The sequence below is a fragment of the Actinoplanes sp. L3-i22 genome (assembly GCF_019704555.1).
Taxonomy (GTDB): Bacteria; Actinomycetota; Actinomycetes; order Mycobacteriales; family Micromonosporaceae; genus Actinoplanes.
This window is the reverse complement of the sequence record NZ_AP024745.1, coordinates 9,920,425-9,939,744: the sequence shown is the minus strand read 5'-3', so window position 1 is coordinate 9,939,744 and position 19,320 is coordinate 9,920,425. Positions and strand designations below refer to the sequence as shown.

13 protein-coding genes are annotated in these 19,320 nt (G+C 72.4%); 12 read left to right on the top strand and 1 reads right to left on the bottom strand.

Annotated elements, in window-relative coordinates; all coding sequences use genetic code 11:
* Window positions 1-47 precede the first annotated feature (47 nt).
* From glgX to L3i22_RS44100, 8 genes are all read left to right on the top strand, one after another.
* Window positions 48-2,159: a glycogen debranching protein GlgX gene (gene glgX / locus L3i22_RS44135; protein ID WP_221323386.1), complete on the top strand. Its 2,112-nt coding sequence runs from the start codon at window positions 48-50 to the stop codon at window positions 2,157-2,159.
* Window positions 2,159-4,426: a malto-oligosyltrehalose synthase gene (gene treY, locus L3i22_RS44130; RefSeq protein WP_221323385.1), complete on the top strand. Its 2,268-nt coding sequence runs from the start codon at window positions 2,159-2,161 to the stop codon at window positions 4,424-4,426. Before glgX ends, treY begins: the two co-directional genes overlap by 1 nt.
* Entirely contained in the window at window positions 4,423-6,156 is a 1,734-nt protein-coding gene (treZ, locus tag L3i22_RS44125; protein ID WP_221323384.1) for a malto-oligosyltrehalose trehalohydrolase, read from the top strand. Before treY ends, treZ begins: the two co-directional genes overlap by 4 nt.
* Before the next feature lie 391 nt (window positions 6,157-6,547).
* A complete protein-coding gene (gene yidD, locus L3i22_RS54770; protein ID WP_370644573.1) occupies window positions 6,548-6,796 on the top strand; it encodes a membrane protein insertion efficiency factor YidD in 249 nt (82 codons plus the stop codon).
* A gap of 45 nt (window positions 6,797-6,841) precedes the next feature.
* Window positions 6,842-8,053: a transporter substrate-binding domain-containing protein gene (locus L3i22_RS44115; RefSeq protein ID WP_221323383.1), complete on the top strand. Its 1,212-nt coding sequence runs from the start codon at window positions 6,842-6,844 to the stop codon at window positions 8,051-8,053.
* The gene (locus tag L3i22_RS44110; RefSeq protein ID WP_221323382.1) at window positions 8,050-9,078 is read left to right on the top strand and encodes a hypothetical protein; all 1,029 of its coding nucleotides are present in this window, start codon (window positions 8,050-8,052) and stop codon (window positions 9,076-9,078) included. Before L3i22_RS44115 ends, L3i22_RS44110 begins: the two co-directional genes overlap by 4 nt.
* A gap of 81 nt (window positions 9,079-9,159) precedes the next feature.
* Window positions 9,160-9,882 (top strand): PP2C family serine/threonine-protein phosphatase, encoded by a 723-nt coding sequence (locus L3i22_RS44105; RefSeq protein ID WP_221323381.1) that lies wholly within the window; start codon window positions 9,160-9,162, stop codon window positions 9,880-9,882.
* A gap of 69 nt (window positions 9,883-9,951) precedes the next feature.
* The gene (locus L3i22_RS44100; RefSeq protein WP_255657615.1) at window positions 9,952-12,684 is read left to right on the top strand and encodes a bifunctional diguanylate cyclase/phosphodiesterase; all 2,733 of its coding nucleotides are present in this window, start codon (window positions 9,952-9,954) and stop codon (window positions 12,682-12,684) included.
* Between the two features lie 412 nt (window positions 12,685-13,096).
* Here L3i22_RS44100 and L3i22_RS44095 read toward each other — a convergent pair whose 3' ends face one another.
* A complete protein-coding gene (locus tag L3i22_RS44095; RefSeq protein WP_255658773.1) occupies window positions 13,097-16,027 on the bottom strand; it encodes an ATP-dependent RNA helicase in 2,931 nt (976 codons plus the stop codon).
* Window positions 16,028-16,218: 191 nt separating this feature from the next.
* Here L3i22_RS44095 and uraD point away from each other — a divergent pair, with 191 nt between their 5' ends.
* Genes uraD through L3i22_RS44075 form a run of 4 tightly spaced genes read left to right on the top strand, consistent with a single transcriptional unit; the run spans window position 16,219 to window position 19,293 of the window.
* Window positions 16,219-16,725 carry a 2-oxo-4-hydroxy-4-carboxy-5-ureidoimidazoline decarboxylase gene (gene uraD / locus L3i22_RS44090; RefSeq protein ID WP_221323379.1) on the top strand — a complete coding sequence of 169 codons (507 nt, stop codon included), beginning with the start codon at window positions 16,219-16,221 and terminating at the stop codon, window positions 16,723-16,725.
* Window positions 16,715-17,074 (top strand): hydroxyisourate hydrolase, encoded by a 360-nt coding sequence (gene uraH / locus L3i22_RS44085; RefSeq protein WP_221323378.1) that lies wholly within the window; start codon window positions 16,715-16,717, stop codon window positions 17,072-17,074. The genes uraD and uraH overlap by 11 nt, the downstream gene beginning before the upstream one ends.
* 15 nt (window positions 17,075-17,089) lie before the next feature.
* Window positions 17,090-17,941: a factor-independent urate hydroxylase gene (gene pucL / locus L3i22_RS44080; RefSeq protein WP_255658772.1), complete on the top strand. Its 852-nt coding sequence runs from the start codon at window positions 17,090-17,092 to the stop codon at window positions 17,939-17,941.
* Complete coding sequence (locus tag L3i22_RS44075) at window positions 17,938-19,293, top strand: 8-oxoguanine deaminase (RefSeq protein WP_221323376.1); 1,356 nt, start codon at window positions 17,938-17,940, stop codon at window positions 19,291-19,293. Before pucL ends, L3i22_RS44075 begins: the two co-directional genes overlap by 4 nt.
* Window positions 19,294-19,320 lie beyond the last annotated feature (27 nt).

The window sequence follows — 19,320 nt, the reverse complement described above, 5'->3', positions numbered from 1 at the left end:
CGCGGGCCGGTCGTGAGGACCGAAGGCCGAGGGGAGCGCAACACAAAATGCAGGTCTGGCCTGGTCACCGGTATCCGCTCGGAGCCACCTACGACGGCACCGGCACCAACTTCGCGATCTTCGCCGAGGTGGCCGAGGCGGTGGAGCTCTGCCTCTTCGACGCTTCCGGCAACGAGCGGAAGGTGCTGCTGCACGAGCAGGACGCTTTCGTCTGGCACGCGTACCTGCCCGGGGTGGAGCCGGGACAGCGCTACGGCTACCGGGTCTACGGGCCGTACGAGCCACATCGTGGACTCCGCTGCAACCCGCACAAGCTGCTGCTCGACCCGTACGCGCGGGCGATCGACTCGGACATCGACTGGCACCCCTCGATGTACGCGTACGACTTCGACAACCCGGACCAGATGTCGGACCTGGACTCGGCGCCGTACATGCCCAAGGGCGTGGTGGTGAACCCGTACTTCGACTGGGGCAACGACCGGCGGCCGGACATTCCGTACCACCACTCGGTGATCTACGAGACGCACGTGAAGGGGCTCACCCAGCGGCACCCGGACATCCCCCGGGACATGCGCGGGACGTACTCGGCGATCGGGCACCCGGCGACCATCGAGCACCTGAAGAGCCTCGGCGTGACCGCGGTCGAGCTGATGCCGGTGCACCAGTTCGTGCACGACAACCGGCTGCACGACCTGGGGCTGCGCAACTACTGGGGCTACAACACGCTGGGCTTCTTCGCGCCGTACCACGGGTATTCCTCGACCGGCACGCTCGGCCAGCAGACCCAGGAGTTCCGGGGCATGGTCAAGGCGCTGCACGCGGCCGGGATGGAGGTCATCCTGGACGTGGTCTACAACCACACCGCGGAGGGCAACCACCTCGGGCCGACGCTGTCGCTGAAGGGCATCGACAACCGGACGTACTACCGGCTCGTCGACGACCAGCCGCAGTTCTACATGGACTACACCGGCACCGGGAACAGCCTGAACGTCCGCAGCCCGCAGAGCCTGCAGCTGATCATGGACTCGCTGCGGTACTGGGTGACCGAGATGCACGTGGACGGCTTCCGCTTCGACCTCGCGTCGACGCTGGCCCGCGAGTTCTACGACGTCGACCGGCTCTCCACGTTCTTCGAGGTGGTCCAGCAGGACCCGGTCGTCGGCCAGGTGAAGCTGATCGCCGAGCCGTGGGACGTCGGCCCCGGCGGCTACCAGGTCGGCAACTTCCCGCCGAACTGGACCGAGTGGAACGGGAAGTACCGGGACATCGTCCGGGACTTCTGGCGCGGCGAGCCGGCCACCCTGGCCGAGTTCGCCAGCCGGATCACCGGCTCCGCCGACCTCTACCAGGACGACGGCCGCAAGCCGTTCCACTCGATCAACTTCGTCACCGCGCACGACGGGTTCACGCTCAACGACCTGGTCAGCTACAACGACAAGCACAACGACGCGAACGGTGAGGAGAACCGGGACGGCGAGAGCCACAACCGGTCCTGGAACTGCGGCATCGAGGGCCCCACCGAGGACCCGAAGGTGCTCGAGCTGCGGGCCAAGCAGCGCCGCAACTTCCTGGCCACGCTGCTGCTCAGCCAGGGCGTGCCGATGATCTCGCACGGCGACGAGCTGGGCCGCACCCAGCAGGGCAACAACAACGCGTACTGCCAGGACGACGAGATCAGCTGGATCGACTGGGAGAACGCCGACGAGCAGCTGCTCGACTTCACCCGCAAGCTGACCGCGTTCCGGCACCGGCACCAGGTGTTCCAGCGCCGCCGGTTCTTCACCGGGCTGCCGGTGACCGCGCGCGGCGGCGGCGACCCGCTGCCCGACCTGGAGTGGTTCACCCCGGACGGCCGGCAGATGGCCGGCGACGACTGGGGCAACGACTTCGGCCGGGCGGTCGCGCTGTTCGTCAACGGCGAGGGCATCCGCGAGCGCGGGCAGTACGGCCAGCGCCACGTGGACAGCTCGTTCCTGCTCTTCTTCAACGCGCACGACGCGCCCATCGAGTTCGCCACGCCTCCCGCGGAGTACGGGGAGAAGTGGGAGAAGGTCATCGAAACCGCCGAGCCGTCCCCGGAGCGCCCGTCGGTCGTGGAGGCCGGCCACAAGCTCTGGGTGCCGGACCGTTCCCTCATCGTGCTCGACAGGACGGTGTGATGCGCCCGAGCAGTACGTATCGAGTCCAGGTCCGCCCAGACTTCCCTCTCAAGGCCACCGCTGAGCTCGCCGACTATCTGGCCGATCTCGGCGTCAGCCACCTCTACTCGGCACCGCTGCTCACCGCGGCGCCCGGCTCGCAACACGGGTACGACGTCGTCGACCACACCCAGGTCAGCCCGGCGCTGGGCGGGCCGGAGGCGCTGCGCGCGCTCAGTGACGCGCTGAAGAACGCCGGGCTCGGGCTGATCGTCGACATCGTGCCCAACCACGCCGGGGTCGCGGTGCCGAAGGCGAACCCGACGTGGTGGGACGTCCTGAAAAATGGCAACAAGTCGAACTTCGCCAAGTTCTATGACATCGACTGGAGCCGCGGGCGGCTGCTGCTCCCGGTGCTGGCCGACGAGCCGGACGCGCTCGACCAGCTGACCGTCGAGGGCGACGAGCTGGTCTACTTCGACAAGCGCTACCCGATCGCCGACGGCACCGGTTCCGGGAGTGCCCGCGAGGTGCACGACCGGCAGCACTACGAGCTGGTCAACTGGACCCGCGGCGACTCGGAGATCAACTATCGCCGGTTCTTCGCGATCACCGAGCTGGCCGGGCTGCGGGTCGAGGACCCGGAGGTCTTCGACGCCACGCACGCCGAGATCCTGCGCTGGGTCCGGGAGGGCCTGGCCGACGGCATCCGGGTCGACCACCCGGACGGGCTCCGCGACCCGGCGGGTTACCTGCAGCGGCTGCGGGACGCGGCGCCGGACAGCTGGCTGGTGATCGAGAAGATCCTGGAGCCGGGCGAGCACCTGCCGCGCTGGCCGGTCGACGGCACCACCGGGTACGACGCGATGGCCGAGGTCAACGGGGTGTTCGTGGACCCCGGCACGGAGCCGTTCTTCGACACCCTCGACCACTACCTGACCGGCGGCACGACGTCGTACCAGAACCTGGTCCACGACACCAAGCACGACGTCGCCACCCGGATGCTCGCCGCCGAGCTGGGCCGGCTGGCCCGCCTGGTCCCGGAGATCGAGGCCGCGCCGCGGGCCCTGGCCGAGCTCGCCGCCTGCTTCCCGGTCTACCGCTCCTACCTGCCGGCCGGCGGTCGCCACCTGGCCCAGGCCCGCTCCGAGGCCGGTCGCCGCCGTCCGCAACTGATCAGCGTCTTCGACCAGCTGCTGGGCCGGCTGCGCAACCCCGCCGACGAGCTGGCGATCCGCTTCCAGCAGTTCACCGGCGCGGTGATGGCCAAGGGCGTCGAGGACACCGCGTTCTACCGCTGGACCCGGTTCGCGGCCCGCAACGAGGTCGGCAACGACCCGACCAGGTTCGGCGTCAGCCCGGACGAGTTCCACGAGTGCGCGCAGACCCGCCAGCAGGACTGGCCGGCGAGTATGACGTCGCTGAGCACCCACGACACCAAGCGCGGCGAGGACGTCCGGGCCCGTCTGGCGGTGCTGGCCGAGGTGCCCGGCGACTGGACCGAGGTGGTCCGCCGCTGGGTCCGGGCCGCTCCGCTCCCGGACCCCGCCCTGGCCCATCTGATCTGGCAGGTCGCGGTGGGTGCGTGGCCGATCGAAAGAGAAAGGCTGCTTGCGTACGCGGTGAAGGCCGCCCGTGAGGCCGGTGTCGCCACCACCTGGCAGCACCCGGACGGGTCCTTCGAGGACGCCCTGCGCACGATGGTCGACCGGCTCTACGACGACCCGGCACTGCACCGCGAGGTGTCCGATTTCGCCGCCTCGATCGCGCCGCCCGGCTGGTCCAACTCGCTCGGCCAGAAGCTGGTCCAGCTGGCCATGCCCGGTGTGCCGGACGTCTACCAGGGCACCGAGCTGTGGGACTGGTCGCTGGTCGACCCGGACAACCGGCGGCCGGTCGACTTCGCCGCCCGCCGCGAGCTGCTGGCCCGCCTCGACGACGGCTGGCAGCCGCCGGTCGACGACACCGGCGCGGCCAAGCTGCTGGTGGTCAGCCGGGTGCTGCGGCTGCTGCGCCAGCGGCCCGAGCTGTTCACGTCGTACCGTCCGGTCTTCGCCGAGGGTCGCGTCGGCGAACACGTGCTGGCGTTCGACCGGGGCGGCGTGGTGGCGGTCGCCACCCGGCTCCCGGTCGGATTGTCACGCCACGGCGGATGGCACGACACGACGCTGTCACTCGACGGTCATAGTTGGACGGAAGTGTTCACGAACGCGAGCTACGGTGGAAATCGTCTGGCCGTCGCCGACCTGCTGCAGACCTATCCCGTCGCTCTCTTGGTGAGGGAATGACCACTTTCGAAGTCTGGGCGCCGGAGAAGTCGCCCACGTTGCGCCTGGGGGACCGGGAGCACGAGATGGAGCCGGGTGATGGCGGCTGGTGGCACCTCGACGTGCCCTCCGCCGGCCCCGGCACCGACTACGCCTATGTGCTGGCGGACGTCGACAACCCGGTGCCGGATCCCCGGTCGGCCTGGCAGCCGCAGGGCGTGCACGGGCCCAGCCGGGTCTACGACCAGGCCGCGTTCGCCTGGACCGATCAGGCGTGGAGTGGGCGGCAGGTGCCCGGCTCGGTGCTCTACGAGCTGCACATCGGGACGTTCACCCCGGCCGGCACGTTCGACGCCGCGATCGAGCGCCTCGACCACCTCGTCGACCTCGGTGTCGACCTGGTCGAGCTGCTGCCGGTCAACGCGTTCAACGGCGTCTACAACTGGGGTTACGACGGGGTCTGCTGGTTCGCCCCGCACGAGGCGTACGGGGGGCCCGACGGCCTCAAGCGCTTCGTCGACGCGGCCCACGCCAAGGGCCTCGGCGTGGTGCTGGACGTGGTCTACAACCACTTCGGCCCGTCCGGGGCGTACGCGCCGATGTTCGCCCCCTACCTGAGCGCCGGCGCCAACACCTGGGGTAGCTCGCTCAACCTGGACGGTCCCGAGTCCGGCGAGGTGCGCCGCTACATCGCCGACAGCGTGCTGATGTGGCTGCGCGACTACCACGTCGACGGGCTCCGGCTGGACGCCGTGCACGCGCTGCACGACGAGGGCGCGGTGCACCTGCTGGAACAGCTCGCGGTCGAGGTCGAGTCGCTCTCCACCGCGCTGCGGCGGCCGCTGTCGCTGATCGCCGAGTCGGACCTGAACGATCCGAAGCTGATCACCCCGCGCGAGGGCGGTGGCTACGGCCTGCACGCCCAGTGGGACGACGACGTGCACCACGCCCTGCACACGCTGCTCACCGGGGAGCGGCAGGGCTACTACGAGGACTTCGGCTCGCTCGACGTGCTGCGGACGGTGCTGGAGGGCGCGTTCTTCCACGCCGGCACCTGGTCGTCGTTCCGCGGGCGCCGGCACGGCCGGCCGGTCGACCGGCAGCGCACCGCCGGCCACCGGTTCGTCGCGTTCCTGCAGAACCATGACCAGATCGGCAACCGGGCGGTCGGCGACCGGCTCACCGCCAGCCTGTCGCCCGGCCTGCTCCGGGTCGGCGCGACGCTGCTGCTCACCTCGCCGTTCACGCCGATGCTGTTCATGGGCGAGGAGTGGGCGGCCACCAGCCCGTGGCAGTTCTTCACCAGCCACCCCGAGCCGGAGCTGGCCGCGGCGGTGCAGACCGGCCGCCGGCGCGAGTTCTCCCGGCACGGCTGGGCCGAGGCCGACGTGCCCGACCCGCAGGACCCGGCCACCTTCGAGCGCTCCAAGCTGGACTGGTCGGAGCTGGGCAAGCCGGGGCACGCGGAGATGTTCGCGCTGTACCGGAAGCTGATCCGGCTGCGCCGCGAGGTGCCCGACCTGACCGATCCGTGGCTGTCCCAGGTCGAGGTCTGGCACGGCGACCAGTTCGTGGTCATCCGGCGGGGGCGGCACGCGGTCGCCGCCAACCTGGCCGGGACGCCGCAGACGGTGAGCCTGCGGGCGGTGCCGTCGGCGGTGCTGCTGGCCACGGCGGAGGGCGTCGTGCTCGAACGGGACCGGGTGCTGCTGCCGCCGGAGAGCGCGGTCGTGGTGCGGACCTCCCGCTGAGGGGTTTTGTTCTGACCGCAACCACCCGCGGACGTCGCCCTGGAGGGCCTCGCGTTCTGGGCGCCCCGCGCCCTGCGAGGCCCGGAAGGGTCCCCGCGGGAGCGACGATCAGTTATCGGCCGCAGCATAGGCAATGAATCCTTTGAATGTGATCTGTTCGGGGATTTGATCTTTTCGGGGGAGAGCCCGGGTTGAGCTGGTCCGGCACTATGTGCCGGTGACCGATGTGCCGGGGGATTTGTTCGAGCAGGTGCCGGAGGATCCGGAGCAGAAGAAGGAGCCCTGGTACAACAACTGCGATTGCAATCCGGGCTGTGATCTGCCGGATTGTGATCTGTGTGACTGCGATGTTCCCGGATGCGATCTGTTCCGGTTGAGCTCGCTGCTGACCGTGGTCGCGCTGCTCGGGCATCGCTCGACCGAGCGACCCGCGAAACGGGCGGTGACCGCGGCGATCCGGGGGTACCGCAAGGTCTCGCCCCGGCTGCCGACGCGGTGCCGCTACCGGCCGACATGCAGCGCTTACGCGCTGGAGGCGATCAACCGGTACGGGCTCGGCAAGGGGCTGCGGCTGACCGCGGGGCGTCTCGTCCGGTGTGGTCCGCGGGTGCCGCTCGGGACCGGGGATCCCGTGCCGTGACCGGGATGGTGCACGATGGCCCGATCGGAACACTGGGGAGGGCCGATGAGTGAGCCTGTGGACGGAACCGCTGCCGGGCCGGTTTCTCCTGCGCCGCCCCCTTCTCCGCCGGCCGCTCCGCGGGGGCTGAAGGGCGACTTCACCGCCGGGATCCCGCCGCAGCTGCGCCGGGTGTGGAAGCTGCGCAAGCGGACCCTGGAGGACATCGCCGCGCGGGACATCGCCGTGCAGGAGGCGGTGGACGAGGGGCGGCTGCCGCTGCCCGCCGAGCCGGAGACGCTGCCCGGGCCGGAGGTGCTGCCGGACCGGCCGGACCGGTTCAACCTGGCGGCGCTGCGGCTGGCCGGGCTCGGGCTGGCGCTGGTGCTGGCGATCGGGCTGACCCTGGTGCGGCTGCTGGTGGGTGGGCCGCCGTCGATCGCCGACCTGCGCGCGCAGGCCGGGGTGGACGGGTGGCCGGTGCTGGACGTCGGGGTGAAGGACGATCAGTACGGGACGGCGTACTACGACCCGAAGACGAAGATCTGGGCCGGGTTCGACATCGACATCGCGTACATGATCGCGGAGGATCTCGGGTTCCGGCGGGATCAGGTGCGGTTCTACGGGATGGAGTCGGAGGACCGGGCGCGGATGCAGGCGACCGATCCGGACGGCAAACGGGTGCCGGTCAAGATGGTGATAGCCAGCTACAGCATCACGCCGAAACGCATCGCCGAGGGCGTGCACTTCTCCCAGCCCTACCTCTACACCGAGCAGTCGGTGATGACGCTCGCCGGGCACAAGCCGGTCGCCTCCCTCGACGACTTCGCGGGTCAGAAGGTCTGCAGCCTCTCCACCGCGACCAGTCTCACCGCGCCCAAGGAGGCGGGCGCGATCGTGGTCTCGAAGAACCGGGTCCGCGAGTGCTTCGCGCTTCTCGACGACGGTGACGTCGACGCGGTCTCCACCGACGCGGCGATTCTGGCGGGATGGAAGGCGAAATTCCCGAAAAAATATGACCACTGGGACCTCGGCCTGGATGCGACCGAGGCGTGGGGCGTCAATGTCGGCGACAATCCGGCTTTGCAGAAATTGGTCGACCTCACTCTGTATCGGTCCTATGCCGACCCGCGCGACGACCGCTGGGAAAAGGCCTACGAGGCGAACCTGCAGGTCGAGGCGGCGGAGAACGGGAACACCCCGATAGCGGTCGCCGAACAGCCCCGGGCGACCCGGCCGGACGTGCGTGAGCTGCCGTGGGAGGACCAGTTGCCATGAGCAGCGACATCTTCTCGAAGGGGCCGGTGATCGCGCCGCGGCGCCGGCGCGCGCAGCTGAACTGGCTGTTCACCGTCCTGCCGGCGTTCCCGCTGATGCTGCTCGTGCTGCGACTGTGGTATCTGAGCCGGCAGGACCTGCCGACCATGCTGCTGCTGGTCCAGTACATCAACCCGCTCGGCATGATCAGCGCGCTCTTCATCACCCTGAGCTGGGCGATCCCGGCGGTGATCCTCACCCTGCGGGTGCTCGGCGGCATCCTGCTGGTGAGCAAGCCGGGCGACGCCGGGCGCTCGCCGATCGCGGTCGCCGCGCTGCGGATGCCGGACTGGGTGGTGCTGATCGCCATCCTGATCGCCGGCTTCACCTGGCAGCTGCGTCTGCTGCCGACCCTGCAGATGCTGGTCGTCGCGGTGCTCGGCCTCACCGCCGTGCAGCGGCTGCGCGCCGGCCCGTGGGTGATGAACTGGATCACGCTGTGGGTGCCGACCCTGATCGGCGCGCTCACCTGGATCTTCGTCTGGCCGGGCGTGGTCGCCGCGGTCCACGGCGGGGAGTACAGCACGGCGATCCTGCTCGCCGTGCCGCCGCTGCTCGGGCCGCTGCTCACCGGGCCGGTCCCGGTGAGCTGGGCGCGGCTGGTCACGCACTGGCCGGCGACCGCGGCCGCGCTGGCCCTGCCGATCGTGGTCGGCGTGGTCTTCCTGCGCGCGCCGGTGCTGCCCGGCACCGCCATCGAGGTCGGCCCGCCGACCGGGCCCGTCCAGGAGGTGATCGTGGGACAGATGATCGCGGTCGACGACACGTCGACGACCATGCTTCAGGCGACCGGGGAGGTTACCTTCGTCCCCAACGGAGAGGTACGGTCGAAGACTCTCTGCCCCGAGCCGGTGCGTCCGCCGGAGAGCGCCGTGGCGGTCCGCGGCTGGCCGGTGGAGGAAACCGTACTGGAGTGGATCGCACCGATACGGAAGGTGACCGAAATCGATCCTAGGTGCCTCGGGCGGCCCCGTGACCCGGCCTGAGTGTATTTTCGACGACGACATGAGCGACATGCCGCCGACCACGTGCAGACAGCCAGCCATCGACCTGGCAGGCTGCACGCCATGACCTTGCACCTGCGGTGGGCGGCCGTCACCGACCAAGGACACGTCCGGAGCAACAACGAGGACGGTCACTACGCCGGTGACCGGCTCCTCCTCGTCGCTGACGGCATGGGCGGCATGGCGGCCGGCGATCTGGCCAGCCGGCTCACCGTGGAGTCCATGGTCTCGCTCGACGCGCCGATCGACACCGAACACCAGATGGACGCGCTGCACAAAGGGCTCGAGCTGGCCAACCGGCGGATCGCCGAGACGGTCGCGGCCGACCCGTCGCTGCAGGGGATGGGCACGACGCTGACGGCGGTGCTCTTCAACGGTGAGCGGGCGGCCATGGCGCACGTCGGCGACTCCCGGGCGTACCTGCTGCGCGACGGCCGGTTGAACCAGCTGACCAAGGACGACACGTACGTCCAGATGCTGGTCGACCAGGGCCTGATCAAGCCGGAGGAGGCCGCCGGGCACCCACGCCGCGCGGTGGTCACCCGGGTGCTGCAGGGCGAGCCGGTGAGCCCGGCCTACGTGATCGTCGAACCGCAGTCCGGCGACCGGTGGCTGCTCTGCAGTGACGGCCTGACGGGCGTCGTGAACGATGAGACCATCGAAGAAGAGATGCGGATCGTTGCCGACCCCAAGGCGTGCGCGGAGCGACTTGTCGATCTCGCACTGCGCGGCGGGGGACCGGACAATGTCACGGTGGTCATCGCCGACGTGACCGACGGCGACTGAGCCGGTATTTTCATCCGGCCGTGGATCATTGCCACGGCCCGGACCCTGGTGGTGATCACGACGGCTCGCTTGATCGGGACTGTGGCGCTCGCCCTCGCGGTGGTCGCGGTCGGTGAGCTCGTGGGTGCGCCCCGGCTCTACACCGACACCGCGCAACTCGCCGCGGGCACGATCGCGGCCTGGGCCTGCCTGACGGCGGCCCGCCGCCGGATCGGCATCCCCCGCAACTGGCGGTTCCTCGCCGCCGGCGGGCTGCTCGCCTGGTCGGCGGTCCGGCTGTGGTGGGTGATCCAGGACCTGGCCGGACGCGACCGGCTCGACGACCCGACGGTCTTCGACATCGGCTTCGTGGTGCTGCCCGTCTGCATGCTGCTCGGCCTGCTCGGGGTGGTCCGGACCAGGCCGCGCCCGGTGCCGACCTCGGCCCGGCGCGACCAGATCGCGCTGGTCATCGACAGCGTGCTGATCACCGGCTCGGTGCTCGCGCTGTGCTGGTCGTCGTCCTGCCTGAGCGCGGTCGCCGACTGGGCGTCGCTCGCCTGGTGGGTCGCCGCCTACCCGATCGCCGACCTGGTGCTGTTCACCATGGTGGTGCTGCTGCTGACCACCCGGCCCGACTCGCCGGCCGGCCGGCGCCCGCTGACCCTGATCGGGGCGGGCCTGCTGGCCTTCGGCGTCGCGGACAGCGTCCGGCTGCTCGGGATCGGCCCGTTCTGGCTGCAGGCCGCCGGGCACCTGCTCGGCCCGGCGTTCATCGCGCTCGCCGCGCTCAGCCCGGTCCGGCCGGTGCCGGTCCTGCCCGACCTGGCGGCGTTGCAGCGGGACTGGTTCCACCTGCTGCTGCCCTACGTGCCGGTGCTGGTCACCGGGGTGGTGCTGCTCGTCCGGACGGCGGGCGGGGCGCCGCTGACGTCGTTCCAGGCCTACCTCGGGTGGCTCGGGCTCGGCCTCGTGGTGACCCGGCAGATGATCACGATCCTGGACAACACCGTGCTGCTCGACCGGGTCGCCGAGACCCAGCGGCGGCTGCACCATCAGGCGTACCACGATCCGCTCACCGGGCTCGCCAACCGCGCGCTCTTCCGCGAACGGCTGGTGCTGGCGCTCGACGCCAACCAGCACCACGGGACGCCGGTGGCGGTGCTCTTCGCGGACCTCGACGACTTCAAGCTGATCAACGACACGTTCGGGCACGCGCTCGGGGACCGGGTGCTGCACGCGATCGGGGAACGGCTGCGGGCCTCGGTCCGGCCGCAGGACCTGGTGGCGCGGCTGGGTGGGGACGAGTTCGCGGTGGTCCTCGACCAGAGCGATCTCGCCCCGGCGCCGGTCGCTGCCGCGCTGCCGCCGGCCTCCCGGCTTCGGCGCGTGGTGGGACGGCAGCGACGGTACGTGTTGTCGGCGGCCGGGATCCGGGTGTCCGGCGACCCGCGTCCGGGCCGCGCACCGGCCCGCCGCCGCACCGACTTCCTGACCGCCGCCGATCCGGTCGCCTCCGCGCCCAACGCCTCCGTGCCCAACGGTGTCGTGCCCGGCGCTGCCGATCTGGCCGCCCCGGTGCCCAATGGCGCCGTGCTCAACGGGGTCGCGCCCAACGGGGTCGCGCCCAACGGGGTCGCGCCCGAGGGTGTTGGGCTCAACGGGCATTCGGCTTCCGCGGCGGTGCCTTCGCCGCGGATCGCCCCTGGTCCCGCGTCCCTGGTCTCCCCGCCGCCGCCCTACAGCGCCGGATCCTCCGCCTCCGTCTCCGCCGTCCCGTCGGGATCCGCGGCTTCGGAGTCGGACGATCGGGCCTGGGTGGAGGAGGCGGAAGGAATCGGGGAGCGGGTGCTGGCCGCCCTGCGCGAGCCGTACCTGATCGACGGCCGCGCGGTCAGCGTCGGCGCCAGCATCGGCCTGGTGGTGGCCGAACCCGGCGACCGCCTCTCCGCCGACCTGCTGCTGCGCCGCGCCGACGCCGCGATGTACGCCGTCAAGCGCCGCGGCAAGGGCGCCCTGATCCGCTACACCGGCCCGGTCCACGGCCCGAACGCCGACCTGCCGCAACTACTGGCCGGCGCCCTCAGCGGCGGCAGCCCCGCCGCGGCCGGCTTCGAGGTCTTCTACCAGCCGATCGTCCGCCTCAGCGACCACGCGACGGTGGCCGTCGAGGCGCTCGCGCGCTGGACCGACCCGATCGCCGGCCCGGTCCACCCCGACGTCTTCGTCACCATGGCCGAACGCACCGGCCTGGTCTCCGCCATCGACGACTTCGTGCTGAACCAGGCCTGCGCCGACGCGCAGGCCCTCGCCGACCGCTACGGCCGCCCGATCGACGTCCACGTCAACGTCTCCGCCGGTCGCCTCGGCCAGCAGGGCCTGGAGGACGCCGTCGACGCGGCCCTGGCCCGGCACGCGATGCCGCCGTCCCGCCTGGTCGTCGAGATCACCGAGACGCTCCGGATCCCGGACCTGCCCCGGGCCGCCGCCATGGTCGAACGCCTCCGCGCCCGTGGCGTCCGGGTGGCCCTGGACGACTTCGGCAGCGGCTACAACGCGCTCGCCCAGTTGCACGGCATGCCGGTCGACACGGTGAAGCTGGACTCCACGCTGACCGACGTCGACACCGCCCCCGACCGGGCCGGGGCGCTCTGCCGCTCGGTCCTCGCGATCTGCGCGGACCTGGGCATCACGGTGGTGGCCGAGGGCATCGAGACCGGCGAACGCGCGGCGGCGTTGTCCGGCCTCGGCTGCCCGCTGGGCCAGGGTTATCTGTTCGGCCCCCCGGCCCGCCTCTCCGACCTGGGCCACCCGGCAGCCTGACCGCCCCGCCCGTCAGCGTCCACGAGCCCGCCTTCAGCCCACACCCCCGCCTTCAGCCCACACCGCCCCTCCGCGACTCACCGCCCCTCCACGCCCCATCGACCCGGCGCGACCGGTCGCGACTCGCCGACCCGTGACCCGGCGTGACCCGCCCGACCCCGCGACCCGGGCACGGCCCGCTGACCCACGGCTCGCCGACCCGTGACCCGGCCCGCCGACCCCGCCGACCCGTGACCCGGCCCGCCGACCCCGCCGACCCGTGACCCGGCCCGCCGACCCCGCCGACCCGTGACCCGGCCCGCCAGACCGCAACCCGGCGCGGCCCGCCGACCCGGGACTCGGCCGCGGCTCGGCGGTGCACGGCTGACCGGCTCGCTCGGTCAGGGGCGGTGGGGGATCGGTGCGGTGCGGGTCATCGGGAACGTGGGTTGGTGCGGCGGGTCGGGGGTGCGGTCAACGGGTCCTCCGGCCAGGGGTGACGTGGGTAGCGGCCGCGCATCTCGGCCCGGACCTGCGGATAGCCCTGGACCCAGAACGACGCCAGATCCCGGGTGACCGCGACCGGCCGCCCCGCCGGGGAGAGCAGGTGCAGCAGGACCGGGATCCGGCCGTCGGCCAGGCGCGGCGCGTCCCGCCAGCCGAACGCCTCCTGCACCTTCACCGCGAGCACCGGCGCGGCCGGATCGGTGTAGTCGACCCGGACCTGCGAGCCGCTCGGCACCGGCAGCCGCTCCGGGGCGACCTCGTCGAGCCGGCCCGCGACCGACCACGGCATCATCCGGCGGAGCGCCGATGCCACGTCGAGTTTGGCCAGGTCGGAGCGGCGCCGGGCGGAGCCGAGGGGGAGCCAGTCCTCGACGTGCTCCAGCAGGGCGGCGTCGGAGACGTCCGGCCAGGGGTCGCCGAGCGCGGCGTGCGCGAACGCCAGCCGGGCGCGTAGCTCCTCGGCCGTCCGGCTCCAGGTCAGCAGGGACAGACCGGTGGTGCGGAGGCCGGTCCACAGGGCCTCGCGCAGCGCCGCCGGATCGGGATCGGTCAGCCGGACGCTGGTGAGCGTGATCGCGCCGAGCCGCCGGACCCGGCGGGCCACCACGTCCCCGTCGATCCAGCCGACCTCGGTCTCCTCGGTGAACAGGGCTGCCGCTACCTCGCGCGCGGTGGCCTCGTCGAGGGGTGCCGCGCTGCGGATCCGCGCCGTCCGCGCCCCGGCGGTCCGGTCCGCGGCGGCGACCGCGAGCCAGGGTGTGCCGGCCAGCGAGCTCTCCGGCGGCAGGTCGGCCGCGGTGCCGCCGGCCATCAGGTAGGCCCGGCCACCCATTTCGCGGGCGAGCGCCACCCGCTCGGGGTAGGCCAGCCCGATCACCAGCCCGGTCGCCAGATCATCGGGGATCCGGGCCGCCCCCGCCCCGGACCGCTCGCCACCCGCCCCAAAACGCCGTCCACCGCCACCGCCCGCGCCGCCACCGCCACCGCCTGCGCCGCCCATGCCCGCGCCGCCCATGCCCGCGCCGCCCATGCCCGCGCCGCCCATGCCTGCGCCGCCCACGCCCGTGCGGGACCCGCGCGCGCCGGAGCCGCCAGCGCCGGACCCAGCCGAATCGGGGCTGCTCGCGCCGGGGCTGCTCGCGCCTGAGCGCGTTGCGGCGGGTGCGCCCGGAGTTGCCCGGCGAGCGCCGTGAGCGGTGTCGGCGGAGGCGCCCGCGGCGTCAGGGGCCGGGCCGGCGGCGTGAGGGGCCGGGCCGGCGGAGTCGGGGGTCGCGTCGGCGGGGTGAGGGGCCGGGCCGGCGGGTGTGCCCGAGGTGACGTCGGGAACGGCGGGGGCGGTGCCGGCGGGGGTTTCCGGGGTGGTGGCGGGGGTTTCCGGGGTGGTGGCCGCGGTCAGGCGACGTACCTCGGCATGGAAAGCGGAACCACCAGCGGCCCGGGCCCGCCGGACGGCCGCGACCAGGTCGCCGGTCGCGGATCCGGAGTCGTCGAGAGTAGCGATGATCTCCGCGGCCCGCCGCGCCCCGACCAACTCGGCCCCGTCGAGCAGCGCGCGGGCCAGCCGGGGATGCAGGCCCGCGCCGGACAGCGCGCGCCCGCGTGGCGTCACCCGCCCGGCGTCGTCGATCGCCCCGAGATCGTGCAGCGTCGACGTCGCCGCCCGCAGCGCCCCGGCCGGCGGCTGATCGGGCAACGCCAGACCGCTCCCCGACGGGTCACCCCAGAGCGCCAGGTCGAGCGCGAAACCGGTCAGGTCGGCCGCCGCGATCTCCGGCTCGGGCTGGGCCGGCAACCGGTCGTGCTGCGCCTCGGACCAGCACCGATAGGCCCGGCCGGGGGCCTCCCGCCCGGCCCGGCCGGCCCGCTGGACCGCGGAGGACCGCGACACCGGGACGGTGACCAGGGCGCCCAGGCCGCGTGCGTGATCCATCCGCGGCACCCGGCTGAGGCCGCAGTCGACCACCGAGCGCACCCCGGGCACGGTCAGGCTGCTCTCCGCGACCGCGGTGGCCAGCACCACCCGGCGGCCCGGCCCGGGACGCAACGCGGCATCCTGCGCCGCGCCGGACTGGCGGCCGTGCAGCGGCAGGACCTCGGCGTCGACGCCGCGCAGCCGGCCGGCGACGGTCTCGATCTCCCGGGCGCCGGGGAGGAAGACCAGCACGTCACCGTCGCCCTCGGCGAGCGCGCGGCGGGTGGTGGCGGCGACGTGGTCGAGCAGTTTGGGATCGACGCGCAGGCCGAGCGGCGGGGCGATCGGGCCGGGCGGCGGCGACCAGAGCACGTCCACCGGGAAGGCGCGGGTGTGCGCGGTGAGCACCGGCGCGGCGCGATCGGGCTCGCCGAGGACCTGGGCCAGCCGGTCGGCGTCGGCCGTCGCGGACGTCGCCAGCAGCCGCAACTCGGGCCGGAGCACGCCGCGCACGTCGACCAGGAAGGCCAGCGCGAGGTCGGAGTCGAGGTGCCGCTCGTGGCACTCGTCGAGGATCACCACGGTGGTGCCGGCCAGCTCCGGATCGCGCTGCAGCCGGCGGACCAGCAGGCCGGTGGTGACCACCTCGACCACGGTGCGCCGGGAGACGCGCCGGTCGCCGCGCACCGCATAGCCCACCCGCTCGCCGACCGGCTCGCCGAGCAGCGCGGCCATCCGCCGGGCGGCGGCCCGGGCGGCGACCCGGCGCGGCTCGGCGACCAGCACCTTCCCCTCGCCCGCGCCCGCGAGGGCGAGCGGGACCAGCGTGGTCTTGCCGGTGCCGGGCGGCGCGACCAGGACGGCCGCACCGGCCTCGGACAGCGTGGCGGTGACCGCCGGCAGCAGGTCGCGAACCGGAAGGTCGGGCAGGGCGTCGACGGGGATCAGCACGCGCCAAGTCTTGCCCATCCCACCGACATCCTCGGTACGCCCTGTGGACAGCCGCGGGTTTATCCACAGGCCCGTGTTTCGGTTCGAGGATCGTGGCAGGGTGGCCGTGTTAATTCTTCGCTCCGCCGGTGCACGCGGCGGAGCGGTCCTGCTTCACTGATCAACACTGACGAGGGGGTGAGGCGATGAGCGCGGTGGAGACGTTCAATGCGCTGCCGGCCGAGCGCCTGCGGGAGCAGCTGCTGGCCTGCCTGGCCGCGCCGGCCTGGGGCGCCACGATCGCCGCCGAGCGGCCGTTCGCCGACCGGGCCGGCATCGTCGCGGCCGCCGATCGGGTGGCCCGCGTGCTGAGCTGGGACGACATCCTCCAGGGCCTGTCCGCGCACCCGCGCATCGGCGAGCGCGCGGCCGGTGACTCGACCGAGGCGGCCTGGTCCCGGGCCGAGCAGTCGGCCGCGGCCCGATCCGCCGACGACGGGACGAAGGCTGCCCTGATCGCGGCGAACCGGGCGTACGAGGAAAGGTTTGGTCATGTGTTCTTGATCTTCGCGAGTGGGCGGAGCCAGGCGGAGATCCTGGCCGCGGCCCGCGAGCGGCTGGGCAATGACGAGGTCACCGAGCGGGCGATCGTGGCGGAGGAGCTTCGCAAGATCGCCGGGCTGCGGCTGGAGCGGGTGCTCGATGCCCTCTGACGGCACCGTCGCCGAGTTCCACGCCCGGATCTCGACCCACATCCTGGACACCGGCACCGGTGATCCGGCGCGGGACGTCTACGTCCGGCTGGAGCGCCGCGACTCGGACGGCTGGCTGACCGTCGGCGAGGGCCGCACCGACGACGACGGCCGGCTGCGCTTCTCCGTGCCGATGCGCGACTGGCAGGCCGGCGGTTACCGGCTGCTCTTCTACGTGGAGCCGTATCTGGGCAAGGAGTGCTTCTTCCCGGAGATCACCATCGCCTTCCACGTCCACGACCCGGAACGCAACTATCACGTGCCGCTGCTGCTCAGCCGGTACGGCTACACCACCTATCGAGGGAGCTGAACCCCGTTGGCGATCGTGCTCGGACCGAACCGTTACGGCAAGGCGGAGACCCGTCTGGTCCGCGTGCACCGGGACGGTGACACGCACGGCCTGGTGGATTTCAACGTCAGCGTCGCGCTCTCCGGCGACCTGACGGCGACCCACCTGACCGGCGACAACTCGGGCGTGCTGCCGACCGACACGATGAAGAACACCGTGTACGCGTTCGCCAAGCAGCACGACGTCGGTGAGCCGGAGGCGTTCGCGCTGCTCCTGGCCCGGCACTTCGTGAAGACGCAGGGCCAGGTCGACGCGGCGCGGGTGAGCATCGAGTCGTTCGCGTGGGATCGGCTCGGCCCGCACTCGTTCCGGCGCCGCGGCGACCACACCCGGACCACCGTGGTCACCGTGACCCGGGAGTCGGTCCAGGTCGTCTCCGGCGTCTCCGGCCTGGTGCTGATGAACACGACCGCGTCGGAGTTCCACGGCTTCCTGAAGGACCGGTACACCACGCTGCCGGAGACCACCGACCGGATCCTGGCCACCGCGGTCGACGCGAAGTGGCGCCACCTCAGCGACGACGCCGACTGGGGTAAGTCGTTCCAGGGTGCGTTGGACGCGATGACCAGCGCGTTCGTGAACACGTACAGCATGTCGCTGCAGCAGACGCTGATGTCGATGGGCACCATGGTGCTCGCCGGCCGGCCGGAGCTCGCCGAGATCCGCCTGACCCTGCCGAACAAGCATCACTACCTGGTCGATCTCTCGGTCTTCAACCTGACGAACGAGAACGAGGTGTTCATCGCCGGCGACCGGCCCTACGGGCTGATCGAGGGCACCGTGACCCGCGACGACGTGCCGCCGGCGACGACGGAGTGGTACCTGTGATCGTCATCGAGAACGCCACGATCGCCACGGTCGACGACGCCGGGACCGAGTTCACCGACGGTCACGTGGTGATCGGGGACGACGGCCGGATCGCCGCGGTCGGCTCCGGCCGATCGGAGCTGTCCGGCGAGCGGATCGACGCGCGGGGGAACCTGGTCACGCCCGGGCTGGTCAACACCCATCACCACCTCTACCAGTGGGCGACCCGGGGACTCGCGCTCGACGAGACCCTGTTCGGCTGGCTGACCACGCTCTACCCGATCTGGGGCCGGCTGGACGCGGAGATCGTCGGCGCGGCGGCCGGCGCCGGGCTGGGCTGGCTGGCGCTGTCCGGCTGCACCACCAGCATGGACCACCACTACGTCTTCCCGCGCGACGGCGGCGACGTGCTGGAGGCGGAGATCCGGGCGGCGCAGCGGATCGGGCTGCGCTTCCACCCGACCCGCGGCTCGATGGACCTCAGCCAGAAGGACGGCGGCCTCCCGCCGGACCACGTCGTCGAGGACACCGACGAGGCGCTGGCCGCGACCGAGGCGGCGATCGACCGCTGGCACGACCCGTCGGCGGACGCGATGCTGCAGATCGCGGTCGCCCCCTGCTCGCCGTTCTCGGTCACCACCCGGCTGATGGAGGAGGCCGCGGTCCTGGCCCGCCGCCGCGGCGTCCGGCTGCACACGCACCTCGCCGAGACCGACGACGAGGAGGAGTTCTGCCGCAAGCAGTTCGGCTGCACCCCGGTGGAGTACGCGGAGCGGGTCGGCTGGCTCGGCGACGACGTCTGGCTGGCGCACGGCGTGCACCTGGACGACTCGGCGATCGCCAAGCTGGGCGCGACCGGGACCGGGGTGGCGCACTGCCCGAGCTCCAACGCCCGGCTCGGCGCGGGCATGGCCCGGGTGCGGGAGCTGGTCGACAGCGGCGTACCGGTCGGTCTCGGGGTGGACGGCGCGGCCTCGCAGGAGGTCTCGCACCTGGGCGCCGAGCTGCGGCAGGCGCTCTACACCGCGCGGCAGCGCGGCGGGCCGACGGCGATGGACGCGCGGGAGGCGCTGCGGCTCGGCACCATGGGCGGCGCACGCTGCCTGGGCCGGCAGGAGCATCTCGGCTCGCTGGAGGTCGGCAAGCTCGGTGACCTGGTGATGTGGAAGCTCGACGGGCTCGGCCACGAGGGGATCGACGACAAGGTCGCGGCGCTGGTCTTCGGCCCGCCGGCCCCGGTCGAGCTGGCGCTGGTCGGCGGCCGCCGGGTGGTGGAACGGGGCGAATTGGTCAACGCCGACGAGGAGACTCTGACCAGGGAGGCCCAGCGAGCGCACCGTCGCCTGTTGAACGCCGCCGGAAAAGCAGTGTGATGTTCTTGGCTCTCTCGAGCGCTTGCG

What these genes read in the sequence shown, in the direction of transcription:
- L3i22_RS44105 (WP_221323381.1), top strand. Translation starts at nt 9,160, where the DNA reads ATGACCTTGCACCTGCGGTGGGCGGCCGTCACCGACCAAGGACACGTC.
- L3i22_RS44110 (WP_221323382.1), top strand. Translation starts at nt 8,050, where the DNA reads ATGAGCAGCGACATCTTCTCGAAGGGGCCGGTGATCGCGCCGCGGCGC.
- L3i22_RS44115 (WP_221323383.1), top strand. Translation starts at nt 6,842, where the DNA reads ATGAGTGAGCCTGTGGACGGAACCGCTGCCGGGCCGGTTTCTCCTGCG.
- uraH (WP_221323378.1), top strand. Translation starts at nt 16,715, where the DNA reads ATGCCCTCTGACGGCACCGTCGCCGAGTTCCACGCCCGGATCTCGACC.
- treZ (WP_221323384.1), top strand. Translation starts at nt 4,423, where the DNA reads ATGACCACTTTCGAAGTCTGGGCGCCGGAGAAGTCGCCCACGTTGCGC.
- glgX (WP_221323386.1), top strand. Translation starts at nt 48, where the DNA reads ATGCAGGTCTGGCCTGGTCACCGGTATCCGCTCGGAGCCACCTACGAC.
- treY (WP_221323385.1), top strand. Translation starts at nt 2,159, where the DNA reads ATGCGCCCGAGCAGTACGTATCGAGTCCAGGTCCGCCCAGACTTCCCT.
- uraD (WP_221323379.1), top strand. Translation starts at nt 16,219, where the DNA reads ATGAGCGCGGTGGAGACGTTCAATGCGCTGCCGGCCGAGCGCCTGCGG.